The sequence below is a fragment of the Bacillus sp. S10(2024) genome (genome assembly GCF_050473865.1).
In the GTDB taxonomy this organism is placed as follows: Bacteria; Bacillota; Bacilli; order Bacillales; family Bacillaceae_G; genus Bacillus_A.
In genome coordinates this window covers 2,696,497-2,715,586 of sequence record NZ_JBFLUR010000002.1, presented here as the reverse complement: position 1 = coordinate 2,715,586, position 19,090 = coordinate 2,696,497, and the positions used below count along the sequence as shown (strand labels likewise).

The 19,090-nt window shown below is 37.4% G+C and carries 22 protein-coding genes; 17 read left to right on the top strand and 5 right to left on the bottom strand.

Annotation, left to right across the window (positions count from 1 at the left end):
• Window positions 1–284: 284 nt before the first annotated feature.
• The 3 genes from AB1280_RS13860 to AB1280_RS13850 are packed head-to-tail and all read left to right on the top strand — an operon-like array spanning window position 285 to window position 2,541.
• Window positions 285–1,091: an amino acid ABC transporter substrate-binding protein gene (locus AB1280_RS13860; protein WP_429756185.1), complete on the top strand. Its 807-nt coding sequence runs from the start codon at window positions 285–287 to the stop codon at window positions 1,089–1,091.
• A complete protein-coding gene (locus AB1280_RS13855) occupies window positions 1,078–1,779 on the top strand; it encodes an amino acid ABC transporter permease (RefSeq protein WP_429757344.1) in 702 nt (233 codons plus the stop codon). Before AB1280_RS13860 ends, AB1280_RS13855 begins: the two co-directional genes overlap by 14 nt.
• Before the next feature lie 27 nt (window positions 1,780–1,806).
• Window positions 1,807–2,541: an amino acid ABC transporter ATP-binding protein gene (locus AB1280_RS13850; protein WP_429756184.1), complete on the top strand. Its 735-nt coding sequence runs from the start codon at window positions 1,807–1,809 to the stop codon at window positions 2,539–2,541.
• 47 nt (window positions 2,542–2,588) lie between these two features.
• Here AB1280_RS13850 and AB1280_RS13845 read toward each other — a convergent pair whose 3' ends face one another.
• On the bottom strand, window positions 2,589–2,789 hold the full coding sequence (locus AB1280_RS13845; RefSeq protein ID WP_020061040.1) for an alpha/beta-type small acid-soluble spore protein: 201 nt from the start codon (window positions 2,787–2,789) through the stop codon (window positions 2,589–2,591).
• 253 nt (window positions 2,790–3,042) lie between these two features.
• On the opposite strand from AB1280_RS13845, the gene AB1280_RS13840 reads away from it, so the two are divergent.
• Together AB1280_RS13840 and AB1280_RS13835 are read left to right on the top strand one after the other, a co-directional pair.
• Entirely contained in the window at window positions 3,043–3,237 is a 195-nt protein-coding gene (locus tag AB1280_RS13840) for an alpha/beta-type small acid-soluble spore protein (RefSeq protein WP_020061041.1), read from the top strand.
• Between the two features lie 53 nt (window positions 3,238–3,290).
• Window positions 3,291–3,536 (top strand): hypothetical protein, encoded by a 246-nt coding sequence (locus AB1280_RS13835; protein WP_272190313.1) that lies wholly within the window; start codon window positions 3,291–3,293, stop codon window positions 3,534–3,536.
• A gap of 42 nt (window positions 3,537–3,578) precedes the next feature.
• Here AB1280_RS13835 and AB1280_RS13830 read toward each other — a convergent pair whose 3' ends face one another.
• Window positions 3,579–4,643, bottom strand: coding sequence for a YheC/YheD family protein (locus AB1280_RS13830; protein WP_429756183.1), 1,065 nt, complete (start codon window positions 4,641–4,643; stop codon window positions 3,579–3,581).
• 306 nt (window positions 4,644–4,949) lie between these two features.
• Between AB1280_RS13830 and AB1280_RS13825 the strand changes: the two genes are divergently transcribed.
• A complete protein-coding gene (locus AB1280_RS13825; RefSeq protein WP_429757343.1) occupies window positions 4,950–6,080 on the top strand; it encodes a DUF445 domain-containing protein in 1,131 nt (376 codons plus the stop codon).
• A 113-nt stretch (window positions 6,081–6,193) separates the two neighbouring features.
• Window positions 6,194–6,544 (top strand): YlbF family regulator, encoded by a 351-nt coding sequence (locus AB1280_RS13820; protein WP_272190315.1) that lies wholly within the window; start codon window positions 6,194–6,196, stop codon window positions 6,542–6,544.
• A gap of 246 nt (window positions 6,545–6,790) precedes the next feature.
• Here the strand turns inward: AB1280_RS13820 and AB1280_RS13815 are convergent, their stop codons facing one another.
• Window positions 6,791–7,405 carry a DNA-3-methyladenine glycosylase gene (locus AB1280_RS13815; protein WP_272190316.1) on the bottom strand — a complete coding sequence of 205 codons (615 nt, stop codon included), beginning with the start codon at window positions 7,403–7,405 and terminating at the stop codon, window positions 6,791–6,793.
• A 135-nt stretch (window positions 7,406–7,540) separates the two neighbouring features.
• Between AB1280_RS13815 and AB1280_RS13810 the strand changes: the two genes are divergently transcribed.
• The 5 genes from AB1280_RS13810 to AB1280_RS13790 all read left to right on the top strand — a co-directional run bounded on the left by AB1280_RS13810 (window position 7,541) and on the right by AB1280_RS13790 (window position 13,388).
• Window positions 7,541–8,413, top strand: coding sequence for a Cof-type HAD-IIB family hydrolase (locus AB1280_RS13810; RefSeq protein ID WP_272190317.1), 873 nt, complete (start codon window positions 7,541–7,543; stop codon window positions 8,411–8,413).
• Window positions 8,414–8,723: 310 nt separating this feature from the next.
• On the top strand, window positions 8,724–10,214 hold the full coding sequence (locus AB1280_RS13805) for a coproporphyrinogen III oxidase (RefSeq protein WP_429756182.1): 1,491 nt from the start codon (window positions 8,724–8,726) through the stop codon (window positions 10,212–10,214).
• Between the two features lie 140 nt (window positions 10,215–10,354).
• Window positions 10,355–11,914 (top strand): fatty acid--CoA ligase, encoded by a 1,560-nt coding sequence (locus AB1280_RS13800; RefSeq protein WP_429756181.1) that lies wholly within the window; start codon window positions 10,355–10,357, stop codon window positions 11,912–11,914.
• Between the two features lie 190 nt (window positions 11,915–12,104).
• Entirely contained in the window at window positions 12,105–12,422 is a 318-nt protein-coding gene (locus AB1280_RS13795) for a hypothetical protein (RefSeq protein WP_429756180.1), read from the top strand.
• Window positions 12,423–12,698: 276 nt separating this feature from the next.
• A complete protein-coding gene (locus AB1280_RS13790) occupies window positions 12,699–13,388 on the top strand; it encodes a pseudouridine synthase (protein ID WP_429756179.1) in 690 nt (229 codons plus the stop codon).
• Between the two features lie 74 nt (window positions 13,389–13,462).
• Here the strand turns inward: AB1280_RS13790 and AB1280_RS13785 are convergent, their stop codons facing one another.
• Together AB1280_RS13785 and AB1280_RS13780 are read right to left on the bottom strand one after the other, a co-directional pair.
• On the bottom strand, window positions 13,463–13,936 hold the full coding sequence (locus AB1280_RS13785; protein WP_272190390.1) for a hypothetical protein: 474 nt from the start codon (window positions 13,934–13,936) through the stop codon (window positions 13,463–13,465).
• A 43-nt stretch (window positions 13,937–13,979) separates the two neighbouring features.
• Window positions 13,980–15,353 carry an O-antigen ligase family protein gene (locus AB1280_RS13780; RefSeq protein WP_429756178.1) on the bottom strand — a complete coding sequence of 458 codons (1,374 nt, stop codon included), beginning with the start codon at window positions 15,351–15,353 and terminating at the stop codon, window positions 13,980–13,982.
• Window positions 15,354–15,538: 185 nt separating this feature from the next.
• Here AB1280_RS13780 and AB1280_RS13775 point away from each other — a divergent pair, with 185 nt between their 5' ends.
• From AB1280_RS13775 to AB1280_RS13755, 5 genes are all read left to right on the top strand, one after another.
• Complete coding sequence (locus tag AB1280_RS13775; protein WP_272190324.1) at window positions 15,539–16,327, top strand: enoyl-CoA hydratase; 789 nt, start codon at window positions 15,539–15,541, stop codon at window positions 16,325–16,327.
• Between the two features lie 85 nt (window positions 16,328–16,412).
• Window positions 16,413–16,748, top strand: coding sequence for a hypothetical protein (locus AB1280_RS13770; RefSeq protein WP_272190325.1), 336 nt, complete (start codon window positions 16,413–16,415; stop codon window positions 16,746–16,748).
• A gap of 112 nt (window positions 16,749–16,860) precedes the next feature.
• A complete protein-coding gene (locus tag AB1280_RS13765; protein ID WP_272190326.1) occupies window positions 16,861–17,187 on the top strand; it encodes a nucleoside triphosphate pyrophosphohydrolase in 327 nt (108 codons plus the stop codon).
• Between the two features lie 134 nt (window positions 17,188–17,321).
• Complete coding sequence (locus tag AB1280_RS13760) at window positions 17,322–17,777, top strand: GNAT family N-acetyltransferase (protein ID WP_429756177.1); 456 nt, start codon at window positions 17,322–17,324, stop codon at window positions 17,775–17,777.
• 156 nt (window positions 17,778–17,933) lie between these two features.
• On the top strand, window positions 17,934–18,983 hold the full coding sequence (locus tag AB1280_RS13755) for a M42 family metallopeptidase (RefSeq protein ID WP_272190328.1): 1,050 nt from the start codon (window positions 17,934–17,936) through the stop codon (window positions 18,981–18,983).
• Window positions 18,984–19,090: the final 107 nt, after the last annotated feature.

Here is a 19,090-nt window from a genome sequence, read left to right as displayed (position 1 = left end):
TACGTTGAACGAAAGGGGGAATATAAATGGAGGAATTATCAGTTACCTTTAACATTGCGTTTTTTTTGTTATTATGCGGAATGATTGGATATTGTGTGTTAGATTCTTGAAGAACTTGCCAAAGTGGCAAGTTCTTTTTTTGTGCTTCGATGTTCACATGATTGATTTTAATTGAAAAGGATACACTAAGTGAGAACATTTTGATTGAAAAATGTTGCAAGATTGAATAGAATACGTTAATGTTATTCTTAAATTCCTATCAGAATACTTGGAGGATTACTATCATGAAAAAATTACTTTCATTTTTCGTACTTGCACTATTAGTTGTAGGAGTTGTAGCAGGTTGCGGAAAACAAGCAAAAGATAATACAGCGCCAAGCACTAGCAAAGATGCGCTTGAGCAAATTAAGAAGAACGGAGAGCTTGTTGTTGGAACAGAAGGTACATACCCGCCGTTCACATTCCATGATGGAAATGGAAAGTTAACTGGATTTGATGTTGAAATTGCAGAAGAAGTAGCAAAACGTCTTGGGGTGAAAGCAGTATTTAAAGAAACACAATGGGACAGCTTATTTGCTGGACTTGATGCAAAGCGTGTTGATATGATTGCGAACGAAGTCGGAATTCGTGAAGATCGCCAAAAGAAATATGATTTTTCTAATCCATACGTATCATCTTCAGCAGTACTTGTGATTCCAAAAGATAAAGATAAACCAGCAAAATTCACAGATGTGAAAGGTTTAAAAGCAGCACAGTCTTTAACAAGTAACTTCAGCGACATCGCGAAGAAAAACGGTGCAGAAATCGTTGGGGTAGAAGGATTTAACCAAGCGGTTGAATTATTAAACTCTGGACGCGTTGATTTCACAATTAATGATCGTTTATCTGTGTTGAATTATTTAAAAACAAAACCAGATGCAAAAGTAAAAATTGTTGATACAGAAAAAGAAGCATCAAAAAGTGGTTTAATGTTCCGTAAAGGCAGCGACAAATTGGTTGCTGAAGTAAACAAAGCATTAGATGATATGAAAAAAGACGGCACATACGAAAAAATATCGAAGAAATGGTTTGGTGAAGATGTATCTAAGTAATGCTATATTGGATTTAGATCGATTATCTGTTTGGATTGATATAACAAAAGCATCCTTCATGCCTATGCTGAAGGGTGCTCTTTTCAATACGATACCGCTCACATTGATTACATTTATAATTGGTTTAGCGTTAGCAACGGTAACAGCGCTATGCCGCATTTCGGGAAATCGTGTGCTAGAGTGGATTGCACGCATCTATGTATCTATTATTCGCGGGACACCGCTTCTTGTTCAGTTATTTATTATTTTTTATGGACTGCCGACAATAGGGATTACAATTAATTCCTTTCCAGCAGCAATCATTGGATTTTCGTTAAATGTCGGAGCGTACGCTTCAGAAATTATTCGCGCTTCGATTTTATCAATTCCGAAAGGGCAATGGGAGGCGGCGTATACAGTTGGTATGTCGTACCCGCAAGCGCTGCGCCGCGTTATTCTGCCACAGGCAACGCGCGTTTCGATTCCGCCTCTATCCAATACATTTATTAGTTTGATTAAAGACACATCGCTGGCGTCGTTAATTCTAGTAACGGAAATGTTTCGGAAAGCGCAGGAAATTGCAGCGACAAACTATGAATTTTTAATCGTTTATACAGAAGCAGGACTGATTTACTGGGTCATTTGTTTCTTACTATCGATTGTACAGCAAATGCTTGAAAAACGAGCGGAGCGTTATGTTTTAAAATAATCCTTGTTAAAAGGAGTTTTTGTTTTTATGATTTCAATTCAACATTTACAAAAAAGTTTCGGTGATAACACCGTTTTGAAGCAAATTGATATGGAAGTAGATAAAGGTGAAGTTGTTGTTATTATAGGGCCTTCTGGTTCGGGGAAGACAACATTGCTTCGTTGTCTAAACGTACTAGAAAAACCGAATAGTGGTGTCATTCGTATCGGTAAGGAAACACTCGATTTTTCGAAAAAAGTGACGAAGCGTGATATTGTACAGTTGCGCACGCAAACAGGTATGGTGTTTCAACATCATAATTTATTCCCGCATTTTACAGCGCGTGAAAATGTAATGGAAGGCCTTGTCACAGTGAAGAACGTATCAAAAGAGAAAGCAAAAGAAAAAGCGGAGTACTTTCTGAGAAAAGTAGGACTCGGTGATAAGATGGATTTATATCCATTTCAGCTTTCAGGTGGACAGCAGCAGCGGGTAGGGATTGCGCGTGCGCTAGCGATGGAGCCGCAAGTCATTTTGTTTGATGAACCGACATCAGCACTTGACCCTGAACTTGTGCAAGAAGTGCTAAAAGTAATGCGAGAACTTGCACAGGAAGGTATGACAATGGTCATTGTTACGCATGAGATGCGCTTTGCACATCAAATTGCGAACCGTGTTATTTTTATGGATGGCGGTGTCATTGTGGAACAAGGTACACCGGAAGAAGTTTTGGTACATCCGAAAGAAGAACGTACGAAGAAGTTTTTACAAATGCTGCAGTAATATAGAAAGGTCTCAAGCGATGCTTGAGACCTTTTTGCCATATATATTTATTTGTGAAACCCGCCAAGGCTTTGTTCAGCCATTGCTACTAAACGCTTTGTAATTTCTCCACCTACTGAACCATTAGCACGAGCTGTTGTATCTGCACCTAATGTTACTCCAAATTCAGTTGCAATCTCGTATTTCATTTGGTCTAAAGCACTCTCTGCACCAGGTACTACTAATTGGTTGGAATTACGGTTTGTCATAGTATATATCCTCCTTAGTGTGAGTTTTGGTTGGATTAGCTGGAGTTGAACCAGAATTGCCCCGTTTGGCACTAATCCATCGTGTGGAGTGATTGTACTCATAGTATGGATGATACGTAGAAAGATATGCGAGATATTATTTTGTAAAATTTGTAAATTTAAACAAATGCCAAAAATTACACATGTTCTATTTGCATAGAAAAAATGTGCTTTTACATACTATGAATACACCAATACAAGGAGGTGATATAACATGGCTAGAAACAATAGTCTTGCAGTTCCTGGTGCACAAAGCGCTTTAGATCAAATGAAGTATGAAATCGCAACTGAGTTCGGCGTACAACTTGGCCCAGATGCAACATCACGCGCAAACGGATCTGTTGGCGGTGAAATTACAAAACGTCTTGTATCTTATGCAGAGCAACATTTAGGTGGTTTCCAAAAATAAATGAAAATGGTTATAGGGGACGGGAATACCGTCCCTTTTTTGGAGGAATCAAAATGGCGATATGTCCGCTTTGTAATGCATTAGAACATAAAGAATATACTTGTCCTAATTGTACGAGCCAGCTGCAAGATTGCGGGAAAACAGTCGATTATCTAGGACCATATAGTGCATATCAGGATCAAGAACTGCTAGAGAAAGTTGATGGACTATCTGCACATGACTCACAGCAATATTGCCTTCATCTGTTATATTGCCCGGTTTGTGAAAGGCAAACCGAAGTCACTGTACAGCTCATATAAAAACCCGTCTCAGCAAAAAGTTGAGACGGGTTTTTCGTGTATTTACATTTCCTGTTTACTGTTTTTGTTCTGATTTAGATGACGGTAATAATGAAGCGGTGCGGTACATATTTTTTCAGTTAAATCAACATTTTGTTTGGTAAAGGCGGAGTAACTAGGGTTGGAATTGATATGATAGAGCCAAACGGCACCGTTATTGTCCATTACAATCGAAAGTTCTAATTCAAATAAGTGAGAAAAGGCATTTTCTAAAGTTTGAGGGACTTCTTTCGTAATGTTGTGTAAACTATCCTGCAGCAGTGTAAAGTCAATCTTAGATAGCTGATGTTGCCACTTTGTAAACGGAATACAACGTATTTGCTGTGTAAGAGGAAATAAGAAAGAATAAGGTGTGTCGTCTATTTGGATTAGCCTTGCTTGTTCTTCCCATATACCGTTTTTGTTTTTTTGTAAAAAAGAACGAATATGCACAGGGGATGTTCGCACCATAGATTGTACGTTATACTCAGATGTTTGCAGCGCCGATTGTAACCAAGATAAAAATGGTTCTTTTGTTTGGAATGTTTTTGTCAAACATTGATTTTGTTCTAATGTAGTAACATGAAACATTCGGTTTTGATAAGAAATGTGATGAATGCTTTGTTTTGAAAATGGATGACAGGGCTTTAAAATCACATCTTTTTTTGTCTGTAATAATTGCAGAGTTGTCTTTTCATTTGCATGTTTGATTACTGGAACATATGGTGCTAGCTTTTTATTTGTGGCAAGAGTTTCATACATATCGGCTTCATTTGGAAGTTCAGCGTTTAAAAATACGGATTGCGGGCGGCTTTGCAACCATTTGATAATTGGGAGCGCCTTCTTCATATTTTTTTCAGTTTTGTATGTGCATCGATTATAGATGTGAGATGGAATGGAGAATTGCTTTTCTACCCAATCTTGCTGATTGGCATCAAAAACAAGTCCGTTCACAAGCTCTGTTTGGGGATTGATGCTAAAGGGAGTAAACTGGGCAACGGTAATGTGATGGAAGCATGAGCGTTTTGCAATTTCTGTGTAGTATTCTCGCTCATGATGGAAACGTGATGTTAATAGTCCGAGAACCATAAGACAACCTCCTTTTATAGGGAACTAAACATGTATCTACTTGAGTAATATTCACAGAAATGTGTCTTATACCAACTATGAGTACTATTTTTAATGAATTGACTAGTATCTCGTTTACTGGCGCATTGTATAGCAGTTATAATGGAGGGTATGTGTATAAATCGATTAAAAACCCATTTCTTTTTAGGTTGGATTTTTTGCTACATGCAAGAATGAAAACAAAGGGAGAAAGTAAGTGGCGATTTATATGTTAAAAAATGAAAATGGATTTATATATAAGAAACGGAAGGTTGATATATTGTGAATATGTGGCTAAATCTGCTAACAACGTCAGGAATAGGTGCGGTTATTGGCGGATATACAAATCATCTTGCCATTAAAATGTTATTTCGACCGCATCATCCAAAATATATTGGGAAGTTTCGGGTACCCTTTACGCCTGGATTAATTCCGAAGCGCCGGGATGAGTTAGCTGTACAATTAGGGAAGATGGTTGTTGATCATTTATTAACACCAGAAGGAATTGAGAAGAAGTTAACAAATGAGTTGTTTCATCAAGAGCTTATCGGTTGGGCTCAAACAGCAGTGGACAAAGTTCTAATGAATGAGCAAACATTGCATGAAGTGTTAGAGCAACTGGATATGATTCATATGGAAGAACGAGTTACAAAGCAAATTGAAGGTATCATAATACATAAAGTAGATTCATTATTTGAAACCTATCGTGCTTATACATGGGAACAAGCTCTGCCGCTGTCTATTCATGAAAAGATTGACGAGAAAATGCCAGATGCAGCTGCTTTTATTATCCGAAAAGCTATGGATTTCTTTGAAAGTGCAGAAGGGAAACAGCGTCTCTCTAAAATGATTGATGACTTTTTTGCATCGCGTGGTACATTATTAAATTTAGTGGGCATGTTTTTAGGGAATGTAAGTTTAGTCGACAAGTTGCAGCCAGAAGTGATTAAGTTTTTGCAGCAAGAGGGAACGAAACAATTGCTGTCTGATGTGATGAGAAAAGAGTGGGAAAAGCTGAAACAGCGTGAAGTGAGTGAAGTAGAAGCATTCATTTCAAAAGAAGCTGTCCTAAAAGGCATTCTGTCTTTTGTGAAAGTAGAACAAACGGTAAGTACTATATTCAATCAATCTGTTCGCGATGTATGTGCTCCGATTCGTGATAATGTAAGAAATAATGTGATTCCAAGTGTTGTGCGCAATGGACTGCAGTGGGCGACGAATCATATCGGGGATATTATGCAGCGCTTGCATTTAGCTGATATTGTCCAGCAAGAAGTAGAATCATTTCCAATTGAGCGTATAGAAGAACTGGTTTTATCTATTACAAAAAGTGAATTGAAAATGATTACGTATTTAGGTGCATTACTTGGTGGTGTAATTGGAGCTCTGCAAGGCTTATTATTAATTGTTATGTCATAAGGTGAATTTACTTCACATATGATACATAGTCTGATATCGTAGGAAGAGTATGTAAGGAACGAAAACATATAAACAATGTGATAATGTATCGCATTGCAAGGAGGATATATATAATGGCAAAAAACATGCATGATGTGGCGTATGAATTACAAAAAGCAATTGCAGAACATCCTGATTTTCAATTATTAAAAGTGAGCTATGCAGAAGTACAAGCAGATGCAGATGCGAAGCAACTATTTGATCGTTTCCGTATGATGCAAATGGAGCTTCAACAAAAAATGATGCAAGGCGAGCAATTAACAGAAGAAGATAACCAAAAAGCGCAAGAAGTTGTAGCAATGGTACAACAAAACGCAAAAATTACAAACTTAATGCAAGCAGAGCAACGTTTAAATGTTTTAATCGGCGATGTAAACAAAATTACGATGAAGCCGCTTGAAGACTTATATAACGAACATATGTAATCATAAGGAAGAGACACTTTCTCGTTAGCGAGGAAGTGTTTTTTTATTTTTACAAAAGGGTGATGTAATCCATTGTTTTGGACGAAATATTTAAATAAGAGGAATTAGAATCGTTAATTGAGGAAGTCATCATTCTTGTTCATGAACACCTTCCTGAATTAGATATTCGTGAACAAAAGAAGCATATGAGATATGCGAAGTGATAAAAAGAAAGGTGTTTTCATGTTTTGAAAACACCTTTTTACTTTATTTAGAAACAAACGGATGCCCTTGAAAGTAAAAGCGCCATGGATAGTGCACCGCCTCTTCAGCGTAATCAATATTAATGCGCGGGCCTGCGGTAATGTTATATGTATGAGAAAGATGATGTTCTGGAGAAACCTGTTCCATATATAGTTCATCACTCGTAAGGAGAAGCCCTTTTTGCTCTAATGTAATTCCCATTGCTTTGCAGAGCTTTCCAGGTCCATTTGTTAAGTTTTTGAACTGTGATTTTGTAATTGCTGTTTTTCCGTATCTTGCTTGTTTCATCTCTTCAATGCCGTCTACTGGCTCTAAAGCCCGAATTAACACACCTTGCGGGGTTCCTGCTGGTGCTGTAATGACATTAAAACAATGGTACATACCATAAATAAGATATACGTAAGCATGGCCGGGAGATTCGTACATAATTTCTGTTCGTTCTGTGCGGCGGCCGCCATAGCTATGTGCCGCTTTATCATCAGGTCCTTTATATGCTTCTACTTCGACAATGATTCCGCTTCGTTTTACTCCATCTACGACATGAACGAGTTTATGTCCAAGTAATCGCTTCGCAACGTCTAGTGTATCACCTTCATACAAAGAAAGTGGCCATTTCATTTAGAAAACTCCTTTCGTAGCTTTGTATCTTATTAAAGCAAATTCATTGCACAAATGCCAATTCGTTCTAATTAACATTGTTGTTTCATAAATTAATGATAGAACAGTGCAGCTAAGAAAAGGGGGTACTGCATCATGATTTATCGTTTGCTAGCTCTTAATATAGATGGGACATTACTACTTTCAAATGGAAAGTTACAAAAAGGGACACGTGAAGCGATTGAGTTTGTAAAGAGAAAAGGTGTATACGTTACGTTCTTTACGAACCGAAACTTTCAATCTGCTCACAAAGTAGCGAAATCATTAAAATTGAATTCCTTATTGGTGACGCATGGCGGAGCATTTATTTCATCTTCATTAGATAAACCGTTAATCCAAAAACGATTATCAGAAGAAACAACATTTAATATTGTGCAGGTACTCGAACATTTTGAATGTAACGTTCGTATTTCTCACGAAAAGTTTTCCATTGGCAATCGCCATCAGCATACGCCAAATTTAATTGCCCGAACAGTTTTGTCCACTTCGGATCCACTCTTTTATCCGGTCCAATTTGTAGATTCGCTTGGCGATGCACTGCGTGATCAGCCAGTAGCTGCCCCGAAAATTGATGTGACATTTGCAAATCAAAGTGAAAAGCAACGTGCGCTTACGACTTTACAAAAATCATTTGAAAATGTGCAGTGTATTGAGTGCGGGAAAACACAAATTGAAATCGTACCGCCTCATGTATCAAAATTACGCGGACTACAATTATTAGGTGAGCATCTCGGTATTGAGTTAAAAGAAATGGTAGCGATTGGAGATAGCTTCGAAGATTTAGATGTTATTGAAAGCGTTGGATTAGGAGTAGCCATGGGCAATGCCCCAACTGAATTGAAAAAAGCTGCCGATTGGATAACACGCTCCAATGATGAAAACGGCGTACAATATATGATCAAAGAACATTTTCGAAAACAGTTTCCAATTAAATTTTTAAACAATCATCTCCAAATGAAGAGATGGTAATCGGAAATCTCAGGCGGGTGCCTGAGATTTCTTTGTGATATATCAGCGATTGATAGAAAGATAAAGACCGTTTGACATAAATGGATTCGAGAAGAATGTATAATTTACTGTTATGTAAACAAAAAGAGATATGCACTCGTTTTGCCCTTTTGTTTTATAGCGCCGCACATGGCAGAAAAAGGCCCTGACCGCCTAAATCTTCTCGCTTATTTAAAAAAAAGAGGGGTTTTCCCATCCCAGGAGTTCCTTGTTGACCTCCTATCACCCTTCAAGTAAACTAAAGGAAGTTTGAAAATAGAAAAGGTGATGATTGTTGTTAATTTCAATTAAAACGTTACAAGATGATCGTTTTTTACGTCCGCTGCAAAATATTAGCGGCTTATTTTTTGAAGAAAGTACAGTAGCATTTGAACAAGAAGATGCAAATATCATTGTTGATATAAACATAGAAGGAAATGTGACGGCTTCTGCTCGTTTAACAGAAACCCTGACTGGAAATGTGTATGAAGAGACGTTTTCTAAAGATTTATCGTCCTTTACGGAAGAAAAGGAACGTATGAAGCAAGTAAAACATGTTGTTTCTTATGTATATTTATCTGTTCTTCAGCAGTTAACAGGCGTGGAGCAAAAGTGGGGAATTTTAACAGGTGTGCGTCCAACGAAGCTTCTTCATAAAATGCTGCAAAGTGGTATGTCAAAAGAAGCAGCACATCATGAACTGCGTGAGAGCTATTTAATTCATGAGGAAAAAATTGAGCTGATGCAACGCATTGTCGATTGTCAATTATCTGTTGTGCCAGATTTATATCGTTTAAAAGAAGAAGTAAGTATTTATATTGGGATTCCGTTCTGCCCAACGAAATGTGCATATTGTACATTCCCAGCTTATGCGATTAATGGACGTCAAGGATCTGTTGATTCATTCTTAGGTGGTTTGCATTATGAAGTTCGTGAAATTGGTAAGTTTTTAAAAGAAAAAGGCGTGAAAGTAACGACGATTTACTACGGTGGCGGTACGCCGACAAGTATTACAGCTGAAGAAATGGACATGCTGTATGAAGAAATGTATGAGTCGTTTCCAGATGTAAAGCAAGTTCGTGAAGTAACGGTAGAAGCAGGGCGTCCAGATACAATTACACCAGAGAAGCTAGATGTGTTAAACAAATGGAATATTGACCGCATTAGTATTAATCCGCAGTCGTACCATCAAGAAACATTAAAAGCAATTGGACGTCATCATACAGTAGAAGAAACGATTGAAAAGTATCATCTTGCTCGCGAAATGGGTATGAACAATATTAATATGGACTTAATTATCGGTCTTCCAGGTGAAGGATTAGATATCTTTAAACATACGCTAGAAGAAACAGAAAAGCTTATGCCAGAATCGTTAACGGTGCATACATTATCCTTTAAGCGTGCTTCTGAAATGACGCAAAATAAGCGTAAATATAAAGTGGCAGGCCGCGAAGAGATTACCGCGATGATGCACGAAGCAGAAGAGTGGACGAAAGAGCATCATTACGTACCATATTATTTATATCGTCAAAAGAATATTTTAGGTAACTTAGAGAACGTTGGCTATGCAATCCCAAGCCAAGAAAGTATTTATAATATCGTCATTATGGAAGAAGTGCAGTCTATTATCGGTCTTGGCTGCGGTGCATCAAGTAAATTTGTTCATCCAAAGACGGGTGCGATTACGCACTTTGCGAACCCGAAAGATCCAAAGTCATATAATGATGGCTATATAAAGTATACAGAAGATAAACTTAAAATTTTACAAGAGTTATTCGGATAAGAAACCGCCAGTTTGGCGGTTTCTTTTTTTTGTAAAAGGTTGTCGAGAATGATCAGAAAAAGGAAGTAAAAATGAGCAGGAAATGTCTATTTGTGAACGAATTCATAAAATTATGAAAATTAAAAGGGGGAACATGCGGTATGTACATGACTGTTGGCAGAATTTTTGATTTAGCTGTGCAAAAATATCCACAGAAAGAAGCGTTAGTAGAACCTGCAAAAAACATTCGCTTTACATATAAACAGTGGGATATGGAAGTAAATAAAACGGCAAACGCACTTCTTGCAGAAGGCGTACGAAAAGGAGACCGCGTTTCTGTTTACTTATATAATTCACATGAATTTGTAACAGTTTACCTCGCTTGTGCGAAGATTGGCGCAATCTTTAACCCGATCAATTTCCGTTTAAAAGCGAAAGAAGTTTCCTACATACTGCAAGATGCTTCCTCTAAAGTTGTTGTGTTTGAAAAAGAAGTTGAATCAACAATTGCGTTAATTGAACGTGACTTTCCGCATACTTCATTTTGGTACATTGAAGAGGACACGCCGTCCTATGCCGCTTCTTATCATGAAAAAGTAAATGAAGCAAAGGCAGAACCGACAAGTATTGAAGTGGATGAAATGGATTATTGCTCGATGCTTTATACGAGCGGTACGACTGGGAATCCAAAAGGCGTGCTGCACCGCCACCGGGACATGGCTGAACATAGTATGATTTGTACATATTATATAAAATATACACGTAATAGCGTTGGATTAGTTGTTGCTCCGCTATATCATTGCGGCGAATTGAACGCCGGTATTTTGCCACGAATTCAAGTTGGCGGGAAAAATGTGATTTTGCATCATTTTGATACGAAAACAGTGCTAGACACAATTCAAGAAGAGAAAATTACAACGTTCTTCGCAGCACCGACAATGTGGAACATGCTACTGCAAGAAGATTTATCAAAATATGATTTAACCTCAATGAAGATAGGAGTTTACGGTGGAGCGGCAATGGCGCCGGCGCTTGTGAAAGAATGTAAAGAACGTCTGTATATCGATCTTGTGCAAATTTACGGGATGACAGAGTTTGGACCTGTTGTAGCGTTTCTTGTAGAAGAAGATCAAATTACAAAAGCAGGATCAGCAGGGACGCCTTGCTTTAGTCATGAAGTGCGCATCGTGAAATCAAATGAAGATGAACCATCAGAACCAGACGATGTACTTGCGCCTTACGAAGTTGGAGAAATCATTATACGCGGGACAAGTATGATGGCTGGATACTATAACCGCGAAGAAGCAACCAAAAAAGTAATGTATAAAGGTTGGTATCATTCCGGTGATCTTGGCTATTTTGATAAAGATGGTTATTTATACGTGGCAGATCGTGTTGACGATATGGTCATTAGCGGGGGTGTGAACGTTTATCCGCGCGAAATTGAAGACTTCTTGCATAGCCATAATGGTGTTTTAGATGTGGCTGTACTTGGAGAACCAGATGAACTATGGGGCGAGCGCGTCGTCGCGGTAGTTGTGAAGAAAGATGAGTCATTAACAGAAGAAGAATTAGAACGTTACTGTAAGGAAAGTGATGAATTAGCTGATTATAAACGTCCTCGTCGTTACGAATTTGCGAAAGAACTGCCGCGTAATGCGAGCGGGAAACTACAGAAATTTATACTCCGTGAATCTTTGAAGGAAGCGAAGAAATCTTAGGGTAGCGTAGGAGCACAGCTGCAGTTTTGTAGCTGTGTTTTTTTTATAATTTTGTTATAATAATTGGAAATTCAATATTTTTATTTTTCAATATATTTTTTATCAATGTGTATGTGTCGATTGATAAAACAGGAAATCTGATTAAGATGTCTGTTGAATATTGATGTGATATGCAAGAAGAGGAAGTAGGATGATGGAGAAAAAGGTGAAAGATAGAATGAATGCTATGCAGCTACTTTATGTCTTGTTAGCTATATTTGGGTTCATTCCAGGTATTTTGACGGGGATGATTTTTGATGCACCAGGCTCAGAAAATGATATTTTCAGGCAGTGCATTTTCTATTCCTATCCTTGTTTTGTCTTAACATTTTTAGTAACAGCAATACTGGCAAGAATATTTTATCAAAGAGGTCAATATAAGGTAGTCAGATGGCTCAATATACTTCCTCTCTTTTGGTTCTTTTGGTTTGCTTTTTGGTTTTATTATTGGGTGCTGCAGGAAAAATAATGAAAAGGTATTAGGATATTTAGAGTTGTTAGCTTGATGAATTCAAACATGTATGTTTCAAGGCCAAAGTAATATAGCTGATTGTCAGTTACAGGGCTACTCGGAGTTTTTTAGTATTGATTTTCGTATGCGGAAGTCAGTAGCTAATGCTTAAATTTATTCGCAATTTCGCTCGTTAAGTTCAATGTGGATTATCATTTTATATTTTGAATCCGAATTATAAGATCCATTCATGATAGAATAGGAAAAGTGAATTCAACTGAGAAAGGACTTCATATGAGAATTAATAAATTCGTTAGTGAAACAGGTTATTATTCAAGAAGAGAAACGAATCGTCTCATTGCCGAAAAGCGAATTACTGTGAATGGCGAAATTTGTGAACCTGGACAAGAAGTAGAGCCTGATGACATTGTACTTGTTGATGGGAAGCCGATTCCTAGGAAGAAACATCCCATTTATATTGCATTAAATAAACCGATAGGGATTACTTGTACAGCGGCGAAGCATATTGAAGGGAATATTATTGATTTTGTGAATTATCCGGAACGCATTTTTCCAATTGGCCGCTTAGATAAAGCATCACAAGGATTAATTTTAATGACAAATGACGGTGATATCGTAAATAAAATGATGCGCTCCGAACATGGTCATGAGAAAGAATACATTGTCACAGTGGACAAGCCATTTGACGATGCGTTCTTAAAAGGAATGGCCGGAGGTGTAACGATCCGCGATGGAAAAACGAATCCATGTGATATATACCGGATCAGCGACCTTGTATTCCGAATTATTTTGACGCAAGGGATGAATCGGCAAATTCGCCGGATGTGCCGCGCATTTGGTTATACCGTTACGAGGTTAGAGCGCATTCGGATTATGAACATAACAATAGATGGAATAGAAACAGGGCAGTGGCGTGATTTGACTGAGGAGGAACTGAGTGAGCTCCTTGCACTGTTAGGATAAAAGAAAAAGAAGGAGGTGATTTTGGTCACCTCCTTCTACTTGTGAGTCGCCGATATAGTGCAGACCCGTCTTTCTTATTTACGTGTGAATCCTTCTTCATCAAGGTATTGTGCTGCTTCTTTGTAAGAGTTAAATGTACCATCTAACTGTATCCCAGCATAAACGTTCCACATATCTTCATCTTCTTTAATAAGAGTTAAGATATGTTTGTCCTCATTTATCCACTCTTCTTCTTGAAAGTTCTCCGCAATTACAACTTCTTCTACTGGTTCTTGTGAAAGGACAGCCATTGATTTTTCAAGTAAGGAGCGAAGTTCTTCCGCTGAAAAATCGCGGATGTTCACCATTCCTTTATCGTTCGTTTTGTAGCCTTTTAGATGCCCGGCATAGACAAACCCATTTCCATTCGGGTGTAAATGGTATACAACATTCTTTTTGTCTAGACGGCTTTCTTCATAATGAAAATTAATGCGTCCTAGAGAGACATTTTTTCTTTCTAGCTCAGGAAATGATTCAATAATCGTTAATTTTTCTTCAAAAGTTAGCATAGGTCCTCCGTAATTGTAATTAATAATGTGATGGTTCATTATATCACTCTGCTTGTAAGTCCACAATCAGATAAGCGAGCAAGGCAACAAAGAAAATGCTGACAGCCGGTGCGGTAAATACATGTCCAGCTGTAAATGCGATGCCAATTGCAAGTACGATTGCCGTGCCAAGCAACATATATTTTATGGTTAAAATAGATTTGAAGTTTGTGAGAATGCGAAACGTAAGCCTGATGCCGAAGTAAACAAGTGGTAGTAGGTACATGATGAATCCAATGATTCCGAACCAGAAGAATAGATCATGGAAGTCCCTTTCTATCACTTTTGGTGTTTTTTCATAGTTTCCGGCATATCCCATGCCTAACAATTTTTGTGATAGTGGTGCTTCTTGAAAGTACTTTTGGTGCATGATTAGATATTTGTCACGATCACTATAAATTAAACTGTTTACTTCTCCAGTTGTTAAAGCTCTTTCTTCTTGTTTATTAGGCTGCTGTTCTTGTTTATTAGGTTGTTGTTCTTGTTTATTAGGCTGTTGTTCTTGTTCATTTGTATGCTGTTTATTGTATATTTGTAAATGAATTCCCATGTTTTTGGCGATGGGGGTAAACGGCGTTACAATTATGATGCCTCCTAATACAATCAAGGCGAGCATTGTATTAATAAGCTGCGGACGGCTTCGCTTCATCATATATTCGATAAACGAAAAGAATAGTGCCACTCCTAATGTCAAAATACTAGATATGTATGCAACCTTTGTTCCTATCATAATACTGGAATATAGTGCTAGCATTGTCGGAATCCAGTAGTATGATTGCGTAAAAGAAGTTGTCTTATGAATCGAATATAGGACAACAACAGGGAATGTAATGGCTAAAATGGCACCGATTTCGTTTGCGGCATAAAACCATCCTTTCGAGCCGATTTTCTCAATTGTATAACTTTGATAGTCTGTGCCAGTTGCGATGGAAATGACCATGACAATACTCATGAATAAACTTGCATATAAGAAATACCGTAATAATGTATCGTACGAATTTTGCTTGTTCTGCAAAGTTTTAAATACAAGAATATATCCAAACAACATAACGATTGGATACATACATTTGGCCATAAATTTAACTTCTTCTCCAAGTGAAATTGGATGTTTTACAACGAGATTATTAAGAAGTCCAGCTGTCATGGTAACGCCTAGTAGGCAAATATATGCGAGAGGCTTTTTATTTTTCTGATAAATAAATAGATAGATCATCGCAAGAAGCATCACGCTAAAACGTACAACAATACTTAACGTTGCATCCATATGTAGCATTTGAATTGACAATGACGTTAACAAATCTAAGACGGGTTGCAGTGCGATGAATAATAGAAAGAAATACGTGAAATTCTGTTTCTTTTGTATCAATTTCGTACCCATTTTGTCCCCTTTCATAATCGAAGAAATGAATGTTGCTTTTTCACAATACACTATTTTATTGATATGGTAAATAAATGTAAAATAATTTAGTGTAAATTCGACAGAAAATTAAGAAAAAAGAAGGTTTTTGAAAGCCCTTTCTATAATTATATAAGGATAACAGATTATAGAAGGAGAGAGAGTTTATGACAGTTTCTAGCAAGGCGGAATCAGTAGTTTTACAATATGAAGGACGAGTTGCGACGATTATGTTAAATCGTCCAGAAGTATTAAATGCATTAGATGAGCAAACGTTAAAAGAATTATTACAAAAGTTAAAAGAAGTAGCTGAAAGTTCTGTTCATGTCGTTGTACTATGTGGAAACGGCCGTGGTTTTTCGGCGGGCGGCGATATTAAATCGATGTTAGCAAGCGGAGATGAAAGTGCGTTTGAAGGCATTATGAATACTATTTCAGAAATTATTGTAACGCTGTATACAATGCCAAAGCTTGTGATTAGTGCGATTCATGGTCCAACGGCAGGGCTTGGACTTAGCATTGCTTTAACAGCTGATTACGTAATGGCTGATATTTCATCTATTATTGCGATGAATTTTATTGGAATCGCTTTAATTCCAGATGGCGGCGGACATTTCTTCTTACAAAAGCGCCTTGGAGAGCATATGGCAAAAGAAATTATTTGGGAAGGAAAGAAATTACCAGCAACCGAAGCGCTTGAAATTGGCATGATTGATGAAGTAATCGGTGAGAACTTCCAAGATGCAGTGAAACAGAAAATTAGTGAATGGCTGCAAAAACCAATTGCAGCTATGATTCAAACGAAGCAAATTTTGGCTGAATTAAATCGTTCTTCGTTAGAGCAAGCGCTGCAGCTTGAAAAACGCGGTCAATATGCAATGAGAAGAACAGCGGACCACAGGGAAGGAATTACTGCGTTTTTAGAGAAGCGTCCGCCGGTGTTTAAAGGAGAATAAAAGTTTTACAAAAATAGAAAGTGTTAACACATTTTTTGTATAATGGTGTTAGCACTTTTTTCTTGAATCATAGAAGGAGATATGGATGAGTCGTAAACAAAAAAGAATAATTATGAGTATTATGGGGGTATGGCTACTCATATATGTGCTGTTACACCGTACACCAACCGCAGCAATTCGAACTGCGATGTTTCTATCTGGAAACCCAAAGGCAGCTATGCAAAGTGAGATTGAGAGAATGGAAGATCGATATGATGGCGTTGTACCAGATCACCTCCGCGCTTTTTACGGTGTGCCAGAGAAAGAGTATGAAAATTATCAATTTCCAGAAATACGTCACATGTCATCTAGCATTTATATGTCGTCAGCTTGTGTAAAAAAACATTGGTTTTTATATTCTGCAGAGTTAGGGTGTTATTAAGTATATAAATCTAGTTTATTTTTCAACATATAAGTCACTGCTATGTATGGTCAGCTGCTCTTGCCCGCTTAAAAAATTTATATTTACAATAGAAGAAAACGGAGGTGTCCTCATGTCAGTTTATAATAAAGTCGTCCGCGACCGTGTACCAGAAATGATTTTAATGTCTGGTAAAACATATACGTCAAAAAAATTAAGTAAACAAGAATACATAGAAGAATTATCGAAAGTCGGCATTGAAGAAATGCGTGAGTTTGCATCTATGCAAGAACGTGAGCATGCATTAGATTCTTTAGCTGATGCATTGGAAGTGATTAAAGCATTGGCGCAAGCAGAAGGGGTAACGTTAGAAGATGTTGAGCGTATTCGTAAAGAGAAAGAAGCGGAGCGCGGCGGATTTGAAAAAGGTGTGTATTTAATAGAAGTGAATGAAGAGTAAAGGGCATCGCAATACATGCGGTGCCTTTTACTCGCTATTCGTGGGCGGTAAGATCCTAACCTCAAGATTGTGTGGAATCTGAAGAAGATAGATGGAGCTCTTAAATAAATATATATTATTGGAGAGGTTGAAGTATGGGAATTATTAATAAACAGATAACTCTCAGTGAAATAGAGATAATAAGAAACTCATTAGATAAATTGCATGAATACCATAACAGTAAATCGAAATTTTTTTCTGGTGATTATCCAAGAATTACATTTGAGGAACGTATTGAAGAATATAAAAAAAATTCAAAGTATGGAGAGTACAGGATTGAATTATTGATTGAGTCAGAAACAGACAATATATTAGGATTTTGTATAGCATATAGTAAAAAAGTAAGCGGGAAGATTGAGGTTCTATTTGTTGATGAAAAATATCGAAGAAACGGATTGGGCTTGAAATTAATGAATAGTGCAATGGAATGGTTTAAAGAAAAACAAATATATGAAATTGAATTAACAGTAGTGTACGGGAATGAAGCTGTATCGTTTTATAAGAAATTGGGATTCTATCCACGTTCAATTATTATGACAACTAAATCATAACGAGATTATGAGGATATTTTCTTGTTCAACTAAAGGGTGCTTTAATGAAATAAAGATCACAGGAATGATCGAACCTTGTTTCAAGTCTACAATGGAAGTTTCATTTTATTTCTATTATACTGAAAATTGGAAAGATAAAAGAGAGGGGAAAAACATATGGTACATAACGTTAAAGACACAATGGAACTTATTAAACAACTCGTTTCAATTCCAAGTCCATCTGGAAATACGAACACAATTATTCGTTTTATTGAGAACTATGTAAAAGAGTGGAATGTAGAAACGAAGCGTAACAATAAAGGCGGCCTTATTATAACAGTAAAAGGAGAAGACGATACGAAACAACGTCTCCTTACTGCTCACGTTGATACATTAGGCGCAATGGTAAAAGAAATTAAAGCGGACGGGCGTCTGCGATTATCCATGATTGGCGGATTTCGCTGGAATGCGGTTGAAGGAGAATATTGCGAAATCGAAACAGCGTGCGGTAAAACGTATACTGGTACAATTTTAATCCATCAAACGTCCGTACACGTATACAAAAATGCTGGAGAAGCAAAACGTGACGAACAAAACATGGAAGTTCGTATCGACGAGCGAGTATCTTCACCAGAAGAAGTACGTGAACTTGGCATCGAAGTAGGGGATTTCGTATCATTTGATCCGCGCGTGCAAATGACAGACAGCGGTTACATCAAATCTCGTCATTTAGATGACAAAGCAAGCGTAGCGATCTTACTGCAATTGATTAAAAGATTACAAGATGAAAATGTGAAACTACCATACACAACGCATTTCTTAATCTCTAATAATGAAGAAATCGGTTATGGCGGTAACTCCAATATTCCAGAAGAAACAGTAGAATACTTGGCAGTTGATATGGGAGCGCTTGGCGATGGTCAAGCATCAGATGAATACACAGTATCAATCTGTGCGAAAGACTCGAGCGGTCCATACCACTATGCAATGCGCAAACATTTAGTAGAACTTGCGAAAGCAAACAATATTGAATATAAAGTAGACATCTATCCATTCTATGGATCTGACGCATCTGCCGCAATCCGCGCCGGAGCAGATGTGAAGCATGGACTTATTGGTCCTGGTATTGATGCGTCTCACGCTTATGAGCGTACACACGAGACATCAATTGCGCATACGGAGGCACTTATTTATGCGTATGTACAATCACAGTTAGTAGAAGAATAAGGAATAGAGAAAAGAGCTGATCTTTGGTGGAGGTTGGCTCTTTTTGTATGATAATAATATTTTTTAAAATTCATTTACTTTTACTAGATTACTTATATAATAAAAAA

Coding starts and splice junctions, on each gene's coding strand:
- AB1280_RS13860 (WP_429756185.1), top strand. CDS start 285: ATGAAAAAATTACTTTCATTTTTCGTACTTGCACTATTAGTTGTAGGA.
- AB1280_RS13855 (WP_429757344.1), top strand. CDS start 1,078: ATGTATCTAAGTAATGCTATATTGGATTTAGATCGATTATCTGTTTGG.
- AB1280_RS13850 (WP_429756184.1), top strand. CDS start 1,807: ATGATTTCAATTCAACATTTACAAAAAAGTTTCGGTGATAACACCGTT.
- AB1280_RS13845 (WP_020061040.1), bottom strand. CDS start 2,789: ATGACAAACCGTAATTCCAACCAATTAGTAGTACCTGGTGCAGAGAGT.
- AB1280_RS13840 (WP_020061041.1), top strand. CDS start 3,043: ATGGCTAGAAACAATAGTCTTGCAGTTCCTGGTGCACAAAGCGCTTTA.
- AB1280_RS13835 (WP_272190313.1), top strand. CDS start 3,291: ATGGCGATATGTCCGCTTTGTAATGCATTAGAACATAAAGAATATACT.
- AB1280_RS13830 (WP_429756183.1), bottom strand. CDS start 4,643: ATGGTTCTCGGACTATTAACATCACGTTTCCATCATGAGCGAGAATAC.
- AB1280_RS13825 (WP_429757343.1), top strand. CDS start 4,950: ATGTGGCTAAATCTGCTAACAACGTCAGGAATAGGTGCGGTTATTGGC.
- AB1280_RS13820 (WP_272190315.1), top strand. CDS start 6,194: ATGGCAAAAAACATGCATGATGTGGCGTATGAATTACAAAAAGCAATT.
- AB1280_RS13815 (WP_272190316.1), bottom strand. CDS start 7,405: ATGAAATGGCCACTTTCTTTGTATGAAGGTGATACACTAGACGTTGCG.
- AB1280_RS13810 (WP_272190317.1), top strand. CDS start 7,541: ATGATTTATCGTTTGCTAGCTCTTAATATAGATGGGACATTACTACTT.
- AB1280_RS13800 (WP_429756181.1), top strand. CDS start 10,355: ATGTACATGACTGTTGGCAGAATTTTTGATTTAGCTGTGCAAAAATAT.
- AB1280_RS13795 (WP_429756180.1), top strand. CDS start 12,105: ATGATGGAGAAAAAGGTGAAAGATAGAATGAATGCTATGCAGCTACTT.
- AB1280_RS13790 (WP_429756179.1), top strand. CDS start 12,699: ATGAGAATTAATAAATTCGTTAGTGAAACAGGTTATTATTCAAGAAGA.
- AB1280_RS13785 (WP_272190390.1), bottom strand. CDS start 13,936: ATGCTAACTTTTGAAGAAAAATTAACGATTATTGAATCATTTCCTGAG.
- AB1280_RS13780 (WP_429756178.1), bottom strand. CDS start 15,353: ATGGGTACGAAATTGATACAAAAGAAACAGAATTTCACGTATTTCTTT.
- AB1280_RS13775 (WP_272190324.1), top strand. CDS start 15,539: ATGACAGTTTCTAGCAAGGCGGAATCAGTAGTTTTACAATATGAAGGA.
- AB1280_RS13770 (WP_272190325.1), top strand. CDS start 16,413: ATGAGTCGTAAACAAAAAAGAATAATTATGAGTATTATGGGGGTATGG.
- AB1280_RS13765 (WP_272190326.1), top strand. CDS start 16,861: ATGTCAGTTTATAATAAAGTCGTCCGCGACCGTGTACCAGAAATGATT.
- AB1280_RS13760 (WP_429756177.1), top strand. CDS start 17,322: ATGGGAATTATTAATAAACAGATAACTCTCAGTGAAATAGAGATAATA.
- AB1280_RS13755 (WP_272190328.1), top strand. CDS start 17,934: ATGGTACATAACGTTAAAGACACAATGGAACTTATTAAACAACTCGTT.